This is a genomic window from Pseudovibrio sp. FO-BEG1, assembly GCF_000236645.1.
Classification (GTDB): Bacteria; Pseudomonadota; Alphaproteobacteria; order Rhizobiales; family Stappiaceae; genus Pseudovibrio.
On sequence record NC_016642.1, the window covers coordinates 4,959,686 to 4,974,188 of the forward strand.

At 54.5% G+C, this 14,503-nt stretch carries 12 protein-coding genes; 4 read left to right on the plus strand and 8 right to left on the minus strand.

The features are described from left to right. Nucleotides 1-20: 20 nt before the first annotated feature. Entirely contained in the window at nt 21-656 is a 636-nt protein-coding gene (locus tag PSE_RS22280; protein ID WP_208608774.1) for a hypothetical protein, read from the minus strand. Nucleotides 657-810: 154 nt separating this feature from the next. Next, nucleotides 811-1,671, minus strand: coding sequence for a serine protease (locus PSE_RS22285; RefSeq protein WP_208998023.1), 861 nt, complete (start codon nt 1,669-1,671; stop codon nt 811-813). Between the two features lie 273 nt (nt 1,672-1,944). Here PSE_RS22285 and PSE_RS22290 point away from each other — a divergent pair, with 273 nt between their 5' ends. From PSE_RS22290 to PSE_RS22305, 4 genes are all read left to right on the plus strand, one after another. After that, nucleotides 1,945-2,364, plus strand: a complete 420-nt coding sequence (locus tag PSE_RS22290; RefSeq protein ID WP_208608772.1) for a hypothetical protein — start codon at nt 1,945-1,947, stop codon at nt 2,362-2,364. A 67-nt stretch (nt 2,365-2,431) separates the two neighbouring features. Next, nucleotides 2,432-3,109, plus strand: a complete 678-nt coding sequence (locus PSE_RS22295) for a PspA/IM30 family protein (protein ID WP_014286867.1) — start codon at nt 2,432-2,434, stop codon at nt 3,107-3,109. Between the two features lie 36 nt (nt 3,110-3,145). Continuing rightward, nucleotides 3,146-3,859 carry an OB-fold-containig protein gene (locus PSE_RS22300; RefSeq protein ID WP_051125950.1) on the plus strand — a complete coding sequence of 238 codons (714 nt, stop codon included), beginning with the start codon at nt 3,146-3,148 and terminating at the stop codon, nt 3,857-3,859. 21 nt (nt 3,860-3,880) lie between these two features. Further along, nucleotides 3,881-5,617, plus strand: coding sequence for a flotillin family protein (locus PSE_RS22305; protein ID WP_008552805.1), 1,737 nt, complete (start codon nt 3,881-3,883; stop codon nt 5,615-5,617). 58 nt (nt 5,618-5,675) lie between these two features. Here the strand turns inward: PSE_RS22305 and PSE_RS22310 are convergent, their stop codons facing one another. The 6 genes from PSE_RS22310 to PSE_RS22335 form a co-directional block, all read right to left on the minus strand. After that, a complete protein-coding gene (locus PSE_RS22310; protein WP_051125951.1) occupies nt 5,676-6,848 on the minus strand; it encodes an acyl-CoA dehydrogenase family protein in 1,173 nt (390 codons plus the stop codon). 39 nt (nt 6,849-6,887) lie between these two features. Beyond that, a complete protein-coding gene (locus PSE_RS22315; protein ID WP_041768759.1) occupies nt 6,888-8,777 on the minus strand; it encodes a biotin carboxylase N-terminal domain-containing protein in 1,890 nt (629 codons plus the stop codon). A gap of 102 nt (nt 8,778-8,879) precedes the next feature. Further along, a complete protein-coding gene (locus PSE_RS22320; RefSeq protein ID WP_014286872.1) occupies nt 8,880-10,067 on the minus strand; it encodes an acyl-CoA dehydrogenase family protein in 1,188 nt (395 codons plus the stop codon). Nucleotides 10,068-10,120: 53 nt separating this feature from the next. Then, on the minus strand, nt 10,121-11,731 hold the full coding sequence (locus PSE_RS22325; protein WP_014286873.1) for an acyl-CoA carboxylase subunit beta: 1,611 nt from the start codon (nt 11,729-11,731) through the stop codon (nt 10,121-10,123). Then, nucleotides 11,719-12,627 (minus strand): SDR family oxidoreductase, encoded by a 909-nt coding sequence (locus PSE_RS22330; RefSeq protein WP_014286874.1) that lies wholly within the window; start codon nt 12,625-12,627, stop codon nt 11,719-11,721. The genes PSE_RS22325 and PSE_RS22330 overlap by 13 nt, the downstream gene beginning before the upstream one ends. 104 nt (nt 12,628-12,731) lie before the next feature. Continuing rightward, entirely contained in the window at nt 12,732-14,420 is a 1,689-nt protein-coding gene (locus PSE_RS22335; protein WP_041768760.1) for an AMP-binding protein, read from the minus strand. Nucleotides 14,421-14,503 lie beyond the last annotated feature (83 nt).

Sequence of the window (14,503 nt, forward strand, 5' to 3'; positions counted from 1 at the left end):
GGCACGAGTCTCCCCTTTCATCACTGCACCAACTTGTTGCGGACGACCCGCAATTCATCAAACTGCATGACACCATCTTCAGATGTCCATAGATGCTGGCCTTCCCCTCTCAAGATGGTTCCCAACTCAGGGCTGTAAGCATATTTGGTGACGATATCCTCGCCCTCAGTGCCGACAGTTTCCAGCGTCACATCAAGTACATCATATGCGCAGCTGCCAACCTGTAGTCTGCCCGGTTCACCAACGGAGAACTTGTAGGGCACATCCCTGCGCACAAGGTCTTCATTTTCAAACACATCGACAGATGCCGTCCAGGTCTTACCCACTTCCAGCGGAAAGAACTCGGAAAACGGAACATCAGGCACATAGGTGCGATTGATATGGGAACCGCGTTCGTAGGAGAGAAACAATCCCCGCTCGTGAACATGGATCTGGTCGCGCACGACCACATACCGCTCGTTCAAATGCAGCTCTGTGATCTGCCCGTTATTATCAAGCCGAACAAACAGCCGTGCAGGAATACTGCTATTGATCAGGACCATGCCGGTTTTCATCGTGTCAGCGGTTGGACACACTTGTGCAACAGCCGCGCCACCGAAGAGTACGCTGCCCAGAAGTCCCATAAATGTTTTGGTTATAACGCCGGATCTTTTCATCGATCTATCATGTAGATTTATTCTTCTATTTATGGTCGCCTATCTATCAGCATTCTGAAAAAATGGGATTGATATATGCGTTTTGCCCATTAGTCACTTTGAACTACGTATATCAACATAACACTTTGGTTAGTGCACTGATCTTGCTGTGCAATTACAGCTCTAGCAGCTCAGCAATCCTCACAGCGTCGGTGTTGCGCTTTGACGCATGCAGCTTCAGGTTGGCAAGAATAGCACTGATCCGGATGCCCCGATTGGCAATCCACTTGTTGCGATGTGACGGATGCGGAATGCTGCGATGGTGCAGCGCCACTGGCAGCCATTGGTCATTCAGCACCGGCGCACCTGACGATCCCGGCAAAGTATCACTGGTATACGTAATGAACTGCTCATGTGCACTCAGGATGCTGCTATTACGAAGCGAAAGGCTCTTCAGCCCACCATTGGGATGGTGAATGATTGAAACCGGCTCACCCTTCACCGCCTTACCGGACTGAGGCAGCAGCCTCAGGAACCCAAAGTCCGCCAGAGCCACTTTCCCCTCATTATCCCCCTCAACAGAGACAAAACTGAAGTCCAACTGATTGCTGGGGCTGGTGAAGAAAAGCTCGTCAGTGATCGAAAACTCTGCTGTCCTGTCCAGCGAGAAATCCTCGCTCATCTCATAGCGGAAAATGGCTTTGGCCAACGCAGCAGAGTTCCGGGACCGGATCACATGATTGTTGGTCAACAACAGGTTCGGCCCAACAAGAAAGCCAGATCCCGCCCCTGCCGGGATACGCCCTCCCCGATAAAGTTGAACCTTGCAAACCGCCCGCGCTGCTGCAACACCTCTGCTCAGGTAGTTGATTGGGAAGATATCGGAAACACCCATAATGCGCTCAAACGCGGTGTTATCCCCCTCCGGGATCAGAGTTCTGCGCACCTGCAAACGTTCCGGCTCATCCCAGACATCGCCCTCCCGGCTCTCCTCACCACGCCCACAATCACATCCACCAGTTCGCGCTTTCGCCATCTCAGAGCTCCAAGTCACAAAGACCACTTATTCCCTAAGAAGACCCGCTTTACGCCGACCTGTGAGATTTCGGAGTTCATTTACCAAAACCACAGGTAGATCCTGACAGTTTGGCCAATGTCATTCCCTGTCACTCGAAAAAATTTTAGCTTTACCTCTTGAACAATCACAAATTGCAATTACATTAGAAATACATTTGTAATGCAAAGGTGCAACATGCCATCCAGATCCATTTCGCTAAGTGTGCGATTAACGCAAGAGGAGTCGGAGCGCTTGGCCCGGTTGAACTTTCCGGACGCCAAAACGCCAAGCGACAAAATCAGAGCTCTCATAGCTGCCCCGGAAAGCAGCTTCGCATCCTTGGGGGATGGCACCCATACCTTCGCAGCGCGGAAACTGGTGAAACCAGCAAGTGACATGCTGGACCAGAGCGACCGTCAGTCAGACGTACTACGACTGCTGACAGATCGTCTTCCGCTTCTTCTGGGAGAACTGGCCGGTAAAGCTGGTGATACGGATCTGAAAGAAGCAGAAGCCGCTATTACGGAAGACTTTTTTGAGCTCATTGAACTGGTGCTCCAAGCAGGTTTGAGACGTAACCCACGCCTTCAAAACCCAGAGCTTTTCAAAGAGCTTGTCGATGATATGCGCAGCTCCACCGACCTTTTGCGCACCCGTTTGAACTCGAAGTAATCAGCGTATCTCCGAAAAGTGGAACCCGGTTTTCGGAGAAAGATACGCCATAGAATTGGAGGATTTTATGTCTGAATCTCTTTTATCTCGCGTAGGTCGTCTGGTCTCCGGAACTGCAAACTCGATCGTTGATGCTGTCGAAAGCACAGCGCCAGACTTGGTGATGAAACAGGCCATTCGCGAACTCGACAGCGCCGTTGAGGATGTCCGCGATGCCCTTGGCAAAACCGCAGTCAAAAAGCACGTCGCAAGCCAGCGCCTTGCTGAGACCAACAAATCCCACGAGGAACTCTCAGAGAAAATCGCCATAGCCCTGCGCGCTGGAGAGAAAGATCTCGCACGCGCAGCAGTTGCCCGCCAGATGGATCTGGAAGCCCAGATTCCGGTACTCGAAAAGACCATTGCGGACGCTGGCGATGAAGAGCTGGAGCTCAACAACTCCATTCTCGCGCTTCAGGGCCGTAAACGCGAAATGTCAGACCAATTAGATGCTTACATTGCGCAGAAAAATGCGGCAGCATCACAAAGCACAACCACAGATGGTGGATCAGATCGCAAACTGAACAGCGCCGTCGACAACGCCAACTCTGCTTTCGAACGGGCAATGAAGGCAGCAACCGGCGTTCCGGGCGTAGCAAACTCTGGTTCTATGGCAGACGATGCCAAACTGGCAAAACTGGACCAGATGGCACGCGATCACCGTGTGGAAGAACGCCTCGCAGCCTTGGAAGCTGAACTGGAATAACAGCAACAAAAACCATTATGTTCATTGGGGGATGAATTGGCAGAACTTATTTTTTCGGGTGAGACTTATCTCTTCACACTCGCCATCTTCGTAATGCTTGCTCTGGCACTGCTCGAAGTTGTCGGCATGATCTTCGGACTATCTTTATCAGGTCTTGTAGATGACGCTCTGCCAGATCTGGAGGTCGACGCTGACCTCGATATAGATGCAGACATCGACGCCGATGTCTCAGTCGATGCCGCAGGCCTTGGCCCTATCGAAGGGTTCCTGGCATGGCTGGCAGTGGGCAAGGTTCCGTTCATTGTTCTGCTGATCATCCTGCTCACCAGCTTCGGCATCACAGGCATTCTTGTCCAATATGCCGCCGCATCTATCGCTGGTGCAACACTACCATTCTGGATGGCGCTGATCCCGACAGTCATTGTCAGCTTCTGGTTTACGGCAAAAACCGGTCACGCCATTAGTCGCGTCATGCCCAAGGAAGAGACGGACGCCCGCTCCAGAGACGCCTTGATTGGCGAAGTTGCAGTCCTGACACTTGGCAATGCGACCAAGGCACTGCAGGCAGAAGCCCGCGTCACGGATAGCTTCGGCACACGCCATTATGTGCAGGTCATTCCAGACCAGCCAGACACAACATTAATGCAGGGAGACGAAGTCTTGCTTGTCGGCTTAAAAGATTCCCTTTTCACAGCAATTCCTAACCCACACGCAAATTTATCACCTCGCCAAGACACGCTTACAAACTAATCTCTCAGTTTGAGGTCAAATATGTTTTCAGATACTCAAAACGCGGTCGTAGCTACGTCTACCAGCTTTATGGAGCTGCTCGTACTCGCCGGTGTTATCCTCGTTGCACTTCTTGCAATCGGTATTGTCTTTTCACGCCTTTATACCCGCTCCTCAAAAGAGGTTGCCTTCGTACGGACTGGTTTTGGCGGCCAGAAAGTCATCATGAACGGCGGCGCAATCGTCCTGCCGGTGCTCCATGATATCATCAACGTCAACATGAACACCTTGCGTCTGGAAGTCCGTCGCGCTGACGAAGCAGCCCTCATCACCCGCGACCGCATGCGCGTCGACGTGGTGGCCGAGTTCTACTTGCGTGTTCAGCCAACCATCGAGTCCATCGCAAACGCTGCTCAGACCCTCGGTGTGCGGACTATGCACCCGGAAGACCTGAAGCATCTCATCGAAGGTAAGTTCGTTGATGCCCTGCGTGCTGTGGCCGCAGAAATGGCAATGGAAGAACTCCACGAGCAACGCGTCTCCTTCGTGCAGAAAGTTCAGGCAGCTGTTTCCGAAGACCTGCTGAAAAACGGTCTGGAGTTGGAGTCCGTTTCCCTGACCGGTCTCGACCAGACCCGCATGGAATACTTCAACCCGAACAACGCGTTCGACGCGGAGGGTCTAACCAAGCTTACACAGGAAATCGAAGAGCGCCGCAGAAAGCGGAACGACATCGAGCAGGACACCGAAGTTCAGATCCAGCGTAAAAACCTGGATGCCGAACAGCAGAAGCTCGATATCTCCCGTGAAGAAGAGTACGCCCGTCTGGAACAGCAGCGCGATCTTGAAATCCGCCGCGCCAAACAGCAGGCCCTGATCGCCACCGAACAGGCAGAACGCCGCCGCGATGCAGAGCAAGCCGAGATCACATCCAATCTGGAAATCAAGCAGGCATCTATCGCATCTGAACGTCAGGTGAAAGAGCAGGAAATCCTCAAGGATCGCGCTCTGGAAGAAACTCGCATTGAGAAGGAAAAGGTCATTGAGCTGACCCAGCAGGATCGCTCCATCGCGGTCTCTGAAAAGTCCAAAGCACTCTCAACAGCGGATGCTGCTGCAAACGAAGCCCGTGCTGTTGCCATCAAGGCAGAAGAACAGGTTGTCACCGCCCGCGAAATCGAAGTGGCGGAACGTCAGAAGCAGGTTGAGCTGGTTGTTGCAGCTCAGGAAGCGGAACGTGCTGCAATCTCCGTCACCGTTGGTGCGGAAGCTGAAAAGCAGGCAGCGGAAGACCACGCAGAAGCCGTCCGCCTGAAAGCAAGCGGTAACGCGGACCAGATCCGTATCGCGGCAAACGCGGAAGCTGATGCTGTCACCACACGCGCAGAAGCAGACAAACTTCGCCTCGCAGTGGAAGCAGAAGGTAAGCGCATCCTCAACGAAGCGGCGAACCTGCTGTCTCCTGAGCAGATCCAGATGCAGGTCAAACTGGCACTGATCGAAGCTCTGCCGCAGGTCATCGGCGCAAGCGTGAAGCCGATGGAAAACATCGACGAGATCAAGATCCTTCAGGTCGATGGCCTAAATGGCGCTGCTCCGGTTGCGAATGGAGCACCGGCAGAAGGATCTTCCGCAGGCCTCTCCGATCAGCTAGTCAACTCAGCTCTGAGATACCGTTCTCAGGCACCACTGGTCGACAGTCTCCTTGGAGAGCTGGGCATCTCCGGCGCAACGCCAAACGAGATTGCCAAATCGGTCGCGACCGAAGAAAAAGCCTAACCACAACAACAAAAGCCCCGCCATTGAGCGGGGCTTTTTCATTGCGACAAAACTGCTCTTAGATACCCATCTGCCGGCTGGCCAGATCCTTCATGATCTCAGAAGAACCGCCACCGATGGTCATCACCTTGGTCTCACGGTAGATGCGCTCAACCTTGGTTCCGCGCATGTAACCTGCACCACCCAGGATTTGAAGGCACTCGTTGGCCACATATTCCAGTGTGCTCGTTGCCAGGTTCTTCGCCATACAGATCTCAGTGATCGGGCTTTCTCCCAGCTGCAACCGCTGCGCCAGTTCTTCCAACACAGCCCGAACAGCCTGCATCTTCATCGCCATATCAACGAACTTGTGCCGGATAACCTGCCGGTGAATGAGCGGCTTCCCAAACGTTTCACGCTGCTGTGCCCAGTCCAGCGCCTCTTCAAACACACCCAGCATGTGACCGTAACAGGCAGACGCAAGGAACAAGCGCTCATTGTTGAAGTTCATCATGATGCCCATGAACCCGGCGTTCTCCCCGCCAATTAAGTTCTCTACGGGAACCTTCACATTATCAAAATGCAGCGTTGCGGTGTCAGAAGCCCACCATCCCATTTTGTGCAAAGGTGTCTGAGTAAAACCTTCCATGCCCTTCTCAACCAGCATCAGCGAAATACCGCCCATGCCTGTTTCACCCGTCCGCACAGCAACCGTATAGTAGTCCGCCCGCATACCGGAGGTTATGAAGGTCTTCTCCCCGTTCAGCACATAATGCCCATTCTCACGGCGTGCCACGGTCTTCAGGTTCTGCACATCAGACCCACCACCCGGCTCAGTAATCGCCAGAGCAGAAATCTTCTCACCTGCCAGCACAGAAGGGATCACCCGTGCCTTCAACTCATCAGAGCCAAGATGGGCAATCGGAGGCGTGCCAATGGTGTGGCTCATCAAACCCGCATTGATGCCACCACTTCCTGCACGCCCAAGCTCAACAGCCGATAGATAAGACAGCGGATAATCAATGCCCGTCCCGCCGTACTCTTCAGGGAACATGATGCCGAGCAACCCAACATCCGCCGCCTTTTTGTAAAGCTCACGCGGAAACTCGTTAGCTTCGTCCCATTGGGAGACGTAAGGCGAAATCTCCTTGGCAATGAAGCGGGAAAGCACATCGCGAAACGCTTCATGCTCCTCAGTGAACATGGTGGACTTACGCTTCAATCCGAAGTCAGGAAGGTTCAAACTCATCATATTCTCCACCGCCTTCAAAAGCGGATTCCATCAACTCAATCAGGCGGTTTCATCTTCCAGACGAACCAGCACATCACGGCTGTTCACCTGCGCGCCTTCCTGCGTTCCAAGCTCAGCAACAACGCCATCACGGGGAGCTGTCAGCTCATGCTGCATCTTCATCGCTTCCAGAACCAGCAGCACATCCCCTTTGGAAACCTGCGCGCCCTGCTCTGTCTTCAACGCCACAACGGCACCCGGCATAGGAGCAATAATGGAGCTGCCAGCGGCTGAACTATCGTCCTTCTTGGTGCTGAAGCTTTGCTCTTCAAAGAACTGCGTCTGCCCTTCCAATGAAATCCAGAGACCACCCTCAGGAGCCTCACTCACAAAGGCAGAGCGCCGAACACCATCCGCTTCAAAGATAATGGCACCACTGTCACCGCCACTGAGGACAGTCAGATCCTCACGCGCTGAAGTCTCTTCGCCATCAAGCTTGATTTTCACGGGTAAGGGCGTTGCTGTGGTCCAGCGGTTCTGGCCTTTGCTGCGGGCAAACAGATGCACAGCGAGGTCACGCATCAACTCTCGTGTGGCATCTGCCGCAACCGATCCAAGCTCGCGATCATTCAAGAAAGCAGTCGTTGCATTGCCAGCCGCAAATACTTCGTCCTGCAACACGCTCTTCAGAAACGCGCCGTTGTGCACCAATCCCTGCAGAACCAGCTCATCCAACCCGCGCAACAATTTGCGGCGTGCTTCGTCCCGGTCACTGCCATGCGCAATCAGCTTGGCAATCATCGGATCGTAATAGGATGAAATCTCGCTGCCCTGCTCAATGGCACTATCAACGCGCAAAGAAAGCTCATTGCCGTTCCACGCCAGCACAGTCCCTGTCTGCGGCAGAAAACCTGCATCCGCATCTTCTGCATAGAGGCGAAGCTCCATGGCGTGACCGCTGAAGGAAATCTCATCTTGCTCCAGTGGCAGAGGTTTGCCAGCCGCTACATCCAGCTGCCAGGCGACCAGATCCTGGCCGGTAATCTCTTCCGTCACCGGATGCTCCACCTGCAAGCGGGTGTTCATCTCCATGAAGTAGAAACTGCCATCCTCAGCCAGCAGAAACTCAACCGTGCCTGCCCCGCGATAGCCAATGGCCCGCGCCGCATCCACAGCAGCCTGCCCCATCGCAGCCCGGATCTCCGGTGTCACAGATGGTCCCGGCGCTTCCTCAACCACCTTCTGGTGCCGACGCTGCACAGAGCAATCACGCTCACCCAGATACACCACGTGGCCGTGATTGTCGGCAAACACCTGTATCTCCACATGGCGTGGATTGATGACGGCCTTTTCTAAAATAAGCTCGCCATTGCCAAATGCATTCTCAGCTTCAGAAGCCGCAGCCGCCAGCTTGTCTTCGAGCCCAGTCAGGTCTTCAACCAAGCGCAGACCACGCCCACCGCCACCGGCAGACGCCTTGATCATCAACGGTACACCAATGCGCGCAGCTTCCGCCGCCAATGTATCGGTCGACTGATCAGACCCGGAATAGCCCGGCACGCATGGCACGCCTGCCTCAATCATCCGCAGCTTGGAAAGCCGCTTGGAGCCCATCAGCTCAATGGCTTCTGCAGGCGGACCAATGAACACCAGCCCAGCTTCCGCACAAGCCCGCGCAAATTCCGCATTCTCCGCAAGAAACCCGTAGCCCGGATGCACAGCCTGTGCGCCGGTTTTGCGGGCCGCTTCCAAGATAGCTTCAATCTTGAGGTAAGAGTCAGCTGGTGTCGCACCGCCAATACACGCCGCAATATCAGCGTCTTCAACATGCGGAGCGGTTGCATCAGCCTCGGAATAAACAGCAATACTCCGATAGCCCTTTTGCCGCGCAGTGCGGAACACTCGGCGAGCAATCTCCCCCCGATTGGCGACCAGGACGCTATCAAACATCGAAAATTCCCTTCACACTGCCAAAATGGAGCGTATCCCCGAAAAGTGGGAACCGGTTTTCGGATAAGGATACGCCTTTCAAATAATGGCCGAGGAGGCAGCTTATTCAGCTGCTTCCTTCTGCATTGCACGGTTCTTCTTTGGGTTTGGCAAAGTGCCATCCAGCTTGGAGATGATGGAGAGCATCACTTCATCTGCACCGCCACCAATGGAGGTCAGGCGACTATCACGCAGGAACTGGCTCACAGGGCTGTCCCACATGTAACCCATGCCGCCCCAGAACTGCAGACAGGAGTCCGCCAGTTCACGAGACAGACGGCCAGCCTTCAGCTTCGCCATGGAAGCAAGGCGGGTCACATTCTCACCGCGCACCATGGATTCAACGCACTTCTCAGAAAGCGCACGCAGCAGCTCAACCTCAGTCCGCAGCTCTGACAGGCGGAAGTGAACCACTTGGAAGTCCAGAATGCTCTGGTTGAACGCAGCACGCTCACGGCAATAATCTTCCGTCATCTGAATGATGCGGTCCATACCGTCAATCAGCGACAGCGCACACCACAGGCGCTCTTCCTGGAACTGAAGCATCTGGTACATGAAACCAGCCCCCTCAGTACCAATCAGATTGCGTTGAGGAACACGCACATCATCAAAGAAAATTTGCGCCGTATCGGAGGAGCGCTGACCCAGCTTGTTCAGGCGATCCGACTTGGTGATGCCTGCACTGTCCATCGGCACGATGATCAGAGACTTGTTCTGGTGCTTATGCCCATCACTGGTGTTTGCCAGCATGCACATGTAGTCCGCCTGCGTGGAGTTGGTGATCCACATCTTGGATCCGGTGATGACGTAGTCATCACCATCCTTACGCGCTGTGGTCTTGATGTTCGCCACATCAGACCCCGCATGGGCTTCAGACACACCAACACAGGCCACCATGTCACCAGCAATCGCCGGGGTCAGAAATTCGCGGCGCAACTCATCGGAACCAAACCGGGAGAGTGCCGGGGTTGCCATATCGGTCTGCACGCCAATCGCCATTGGCACACCACCGCAGGCACACGCGCCCAGCGCTTCAATGGTCATGGCCTGATAAGAGTAATCCAGGCCCATCCCGCCATACTCTTCCGGCTTGTTGACGCCAAGAAAACCGAGATCACCCATCTTCTTGAAAAGCTCATGAGCCGGGAAGATTCCAGCCTCTTCCCATTCCTGAACATGCGGGTTGATTTCGGCCTCGACGAACTTGACCACCGCACTTTTCATTTTCCGATGTTCTTCAGTATATTCCATCGTGAAACCCTCATGTTGAACTGTGTTCCGGGAGCCGTAATGCGCAGCTCTCCCTAGCCGCGCGCAACTCCGAATGCTGTTGGATTAAGCTGACGTTTCTTGGCATCTGCACAAACAGATAGGGCCATTGAGACAACGCGGCGCGTATCTCTAGGGTCAATGATCCCATCATCCCAAAGCCGCGCTGTCGCAAACAGCGCTGTTGTCTCCGGTGACATCTGGTCGATGATCTTCTGCGCCATCTGATCGGTCATGCCATCAGGGATCTGCTGTCCCATCTTCGCAAACTTCTCTTCGGTGATAATCTTCATCACCGTCGCCGCTTGCTCTGGCCCCATCACACCAACCTTGGCAGAGGGCCATGAGAAGATGAAATCAGGATCAAACCCACGGCCACACATGCCGTAGTTACCGGCACCCCAGGCACCACCAACAACAATGGTCACTTTAGGAACCGTGGCATTGGCAACCGCCTGGATCATCTTGGACCCATGCTTGACGATACCGCTCGTCTCTGCATCCCGGCCCACCAGATACCCAGTGGTGTTCATCAGAAACAGCAGTGGCGTATTGCTCTGGCAACACAGCTGAATGAACTGCGCCGCCTTCACCGCACCTTGCGGATCAATCGGACCGTTATTGCCAAGAATGCCAACAGCTTGCCCATCAATGCGCGCATGACCACAAACCGTGGAACCGCCAAATTCCTTCTTAAAATCAAGGAAGTCGGACCCGTCCGTGATACGCGCGATGATCTCGCGTACATCGTATGGTTTCTTGGTGTCTTCCGGCACGATCCCAAGCAAATCCTCAGCATCATAAAAGGGCTGCTTGCCGCCCTCAGCTTCCAACGGGGCTTCCCATGGCAGATGGTCGACGATTTCACGCGCGGTCTCAACGCCATGCGCATCATCTTCCGCCATGTATTCCGCCGTACCAGCTGTATTGTAATGCAGCTCTGCACCACCCAGCTCTTCATCCGACGCAACTTCACCCGTCGCCGCCTTCAGCAGCGGAGGGCCAGCCAGAAAGATCTTCGTCTTGCCACGAACAACAACCGTGTAGTCCGACAGCCCCGGCATATACGCACCGCCAGCTGTTGAGGACCCATGCACCACCGTCACCTGCGGAATGCCTGCCGCAGACAAACGCGCCTGATTGGCAAACGCCCGGCCACCTTCAACAAACAGCTCGGACTGGTACATAAGGTTCGCGCCCGCACTTTCCGTCAGCGCAACAATCGGCAGCTTCTGTTTCTTGGCAATCTCCTGCAGGCGAAGCGTCTTCTTCAAACCCATCGGAGAAATGGAACCGCCCTTAATGGCAGAGTCTGTCGCCACGATAAGACAGCGCTTGCCTGCCACATAGCCGATGCCAGCAATCGAACCGCCACCTGCGGCGTTCTTCTTGCCATCGTCATCATGCATCTTCAGCCCAGCGAGCGTGGAGATTTCCATGAACGGCGCACCGCGGTCCAGCAGCAAGCTCACACGATCACGTGGCAGCAACTGACCACGTTTCTCAAACTTCCCACGCTTGCTCTCCGAGTTCTCACGAACCTTAGCCTCATATCCACGGAACTCCTCAATCAGAGCTTCCATGAAGGCTTTGTTCTGGGCAAACGCGGCACTGCCGCTATCGACGGCGGAGGTTAACTTGGGCATTTGTCTTTCTCCCAAGCTTTAAGGGCCTTCGGCTTCTCATAGCGATGAAAGCCTTGGTATTCCTTCATGTTTGCATTGTCGCCAACCGGCATCAGATTAGTCCAGAGCGGCGCACCACCATCCACGCCAATGCACTGGCCAGTGATAAACGCAGCACCCGGAGACAGCAGGAAGTTCACCACAGACGCCACCTCAGCCTCAGTGCCCAGACGGCGCGCCAGATTGTTCTCAGACATCCGCGCAAACATGTGCTTGATGAAGTTCTCATCATACGTGTCAAAGCCGGACGACGCGATCCAGCCCGGAGCCACAGCATTCACGCGCACACCAGCTTCCGCCCATTCAACGGCCAGCGTCATGGTCAGGTTCTGCATGCCAGCCCGCGCCACACCAGAGTGCGCCATACCCGGCATACCGCGCCACATATCCGCAACGATGTTGACAATGGCACCGCCTTTGCTCTTGCGCATGCCCTGATTGTAAACCTCACGCGCCATCAGAAACCCGCCGGTCACATTGGTCTCAACAACCGCATCAAAGCCCTTCTTCTTGATCGCCGCCGCCGGGCTTGGATACTGCCCGCCAGCATTGTTCACCAGACCATGGATCACACCACGTTCTGCAACGATGTTTGAAACAGTTTCCGCAACAGCGTCTTCATTGCGGATGTCCAGAGAATGGGTGGAAACGTCTCCGCCATCCTCACGAATTTCATCAGCCACCGCATCCAGCTTTGCCTGCTTGCGGCCAAGGAGAACGGTATGGGCACCCAGCGCGGCAAGTTCGTGGGCGATGCAGCGACCAATGCCACTGCCTCCCCCAGTCACAATCACAGTTTGCCCATCAAACAACCCATCTCGCAGAACTGATGCGTAACGGGACGGTTCATTGCTCATTCCAAAAGTCTCCCTGCCACAAGCGCGGCTTAGTCATACAGAGGTTCTCACCTCAGAAAATCCCGGCCGAGGTGACCATGTCACCCCAAACCATCATCATCCTTTCAGGCCGGAGCAGTTGCCTCGGCTCCGCATTCATCTTCCCAGACCACAGGACGATCCGGCATGGAGTGCACCACGTCCTGATAGCGATCTTCCAGACGCGTCCGCTTGATCTTCATGGTTGGGGTCAGATAACCGTTCTCGATGGTCCACATGTCGTTGGCGACAATGATCGAGCTCAGCTTCAGATGGCTCTCAACGGAACGATTGATGCTGTGATAGGTCTCTTCAAGGCTCGTGCGAACCTCTTCACGCGACAGACCATGAGTAATCTCGGAGGAGAGGAACACCACAGCAACAGGCTGAGCCAACTCAGACCCCATCACGCAGGCCTGCTCCACATAGGTATTGTCAAACAGCATCGCCTCAATCGGCACCGGCGCGATGTACTTGCCCTTGGAGGATTTGAAGATCTCCTTCACACGGCCTGTAATGCGCAAGAACCCATCAGCATCCTGTTCCACCTTGTCACCTGTATGGAACCAGCCACCTTCTTCAATGGTCTCCGCAGTCATCTCAGGGTCTTTGTAGTAACCCTTGGTGACGGAATCCCCACGAATAAGCAGCTCCCCCTCATCGGTGATCTTAATCTCCAGCCCCGCAAGCGGCGTACCGATGGTACCAACCTTGTCCGCACGGAATGGGAAGTGCGAGGACGCAAGACCAGCCGTCTCGGTCATGCCCCACCCTTCAGTAATGTTGATGCCCAGCTTCTGATACCATTCCAGCACGGCCTTGGAGATCGGCGCAGATCCACTGCCGATCAGCTTCGCATTGGTCAAACCAAGCTGCGCGCGGATCTTCCGCTTCACGTACCAGCTCAGGATCGGAATGCTCAAAAGCCGGTCCAGCTTCTTCTGCGGCACCTTGGCCAAAATCCCAGACTGGAACTTCATCCAGAGCCGCGGCACAGAAATGAACATGGTCACTTCAGCAGCACGCAAATCTTCTGCAAACGTATCCAGCGACTCCACAAAGCTCACCACCACACCAGCATAAAGGCTCACATGCTCAATGAGCGCACGCTCGGTGATATGAGCCAGCGGCAGATAGGAAATCAGACGCTCTTCACGGCCCAGCTCAAGAGACTGGGTTGGAGACCATGCCCCATAAGCAATGTTGCGCCAGGAGACTTCTACCCCTTTCGGATTCCCGGTGGAACCAGAGGTGTAAACAATGGAAAACAGCTCATCCAGATCCGGCTTAGCAAGCTGGTCTTCTGGCAGCGGCTCATTCTGTTTCAGCAGCTCCGTCCAGCTGTACTCGCAATCTATCGTTTTATAGGGAAGCGCAATTTTCATCACACCATCACGGATACCCTGCTCACTCGGCGCAAAGTCATCCAGCTTGCCCATGAACACAGCTTTGATGTCCGCATGGTCAATGATGTAGCTGATCGTATCTGCTGAGGCGGTGTAATAGATCGGCGTAGAGATGTAACCGGCAGCCTGAATTGCAAAGTCAGCCAGAAACCATTCAGCGCAGTTTTTGGAGAGAATACCAATCCGGTCTCCCGGTTGGAAACCCATTGATTGGAGCGCAGCAGCCATTCGCCGGACCGTGTCGTAACACTCCTTCCAGGTGAACTCGATGAACTGCCGGTTCACAGGCTGTCGCAGATAAACCGAGTTTGGTTTCTCTGTGGCCCATTTTTGCAGCATTTCAATTGGCAGTGCGTACTGTGTACCCATGTTCCCTCCTCTGATGTGCTGGTTCAGCCTCCCCGCTGCTTCCAGCACTATCTTTTTTGCGCGATAGACTTCGGCATTATAAT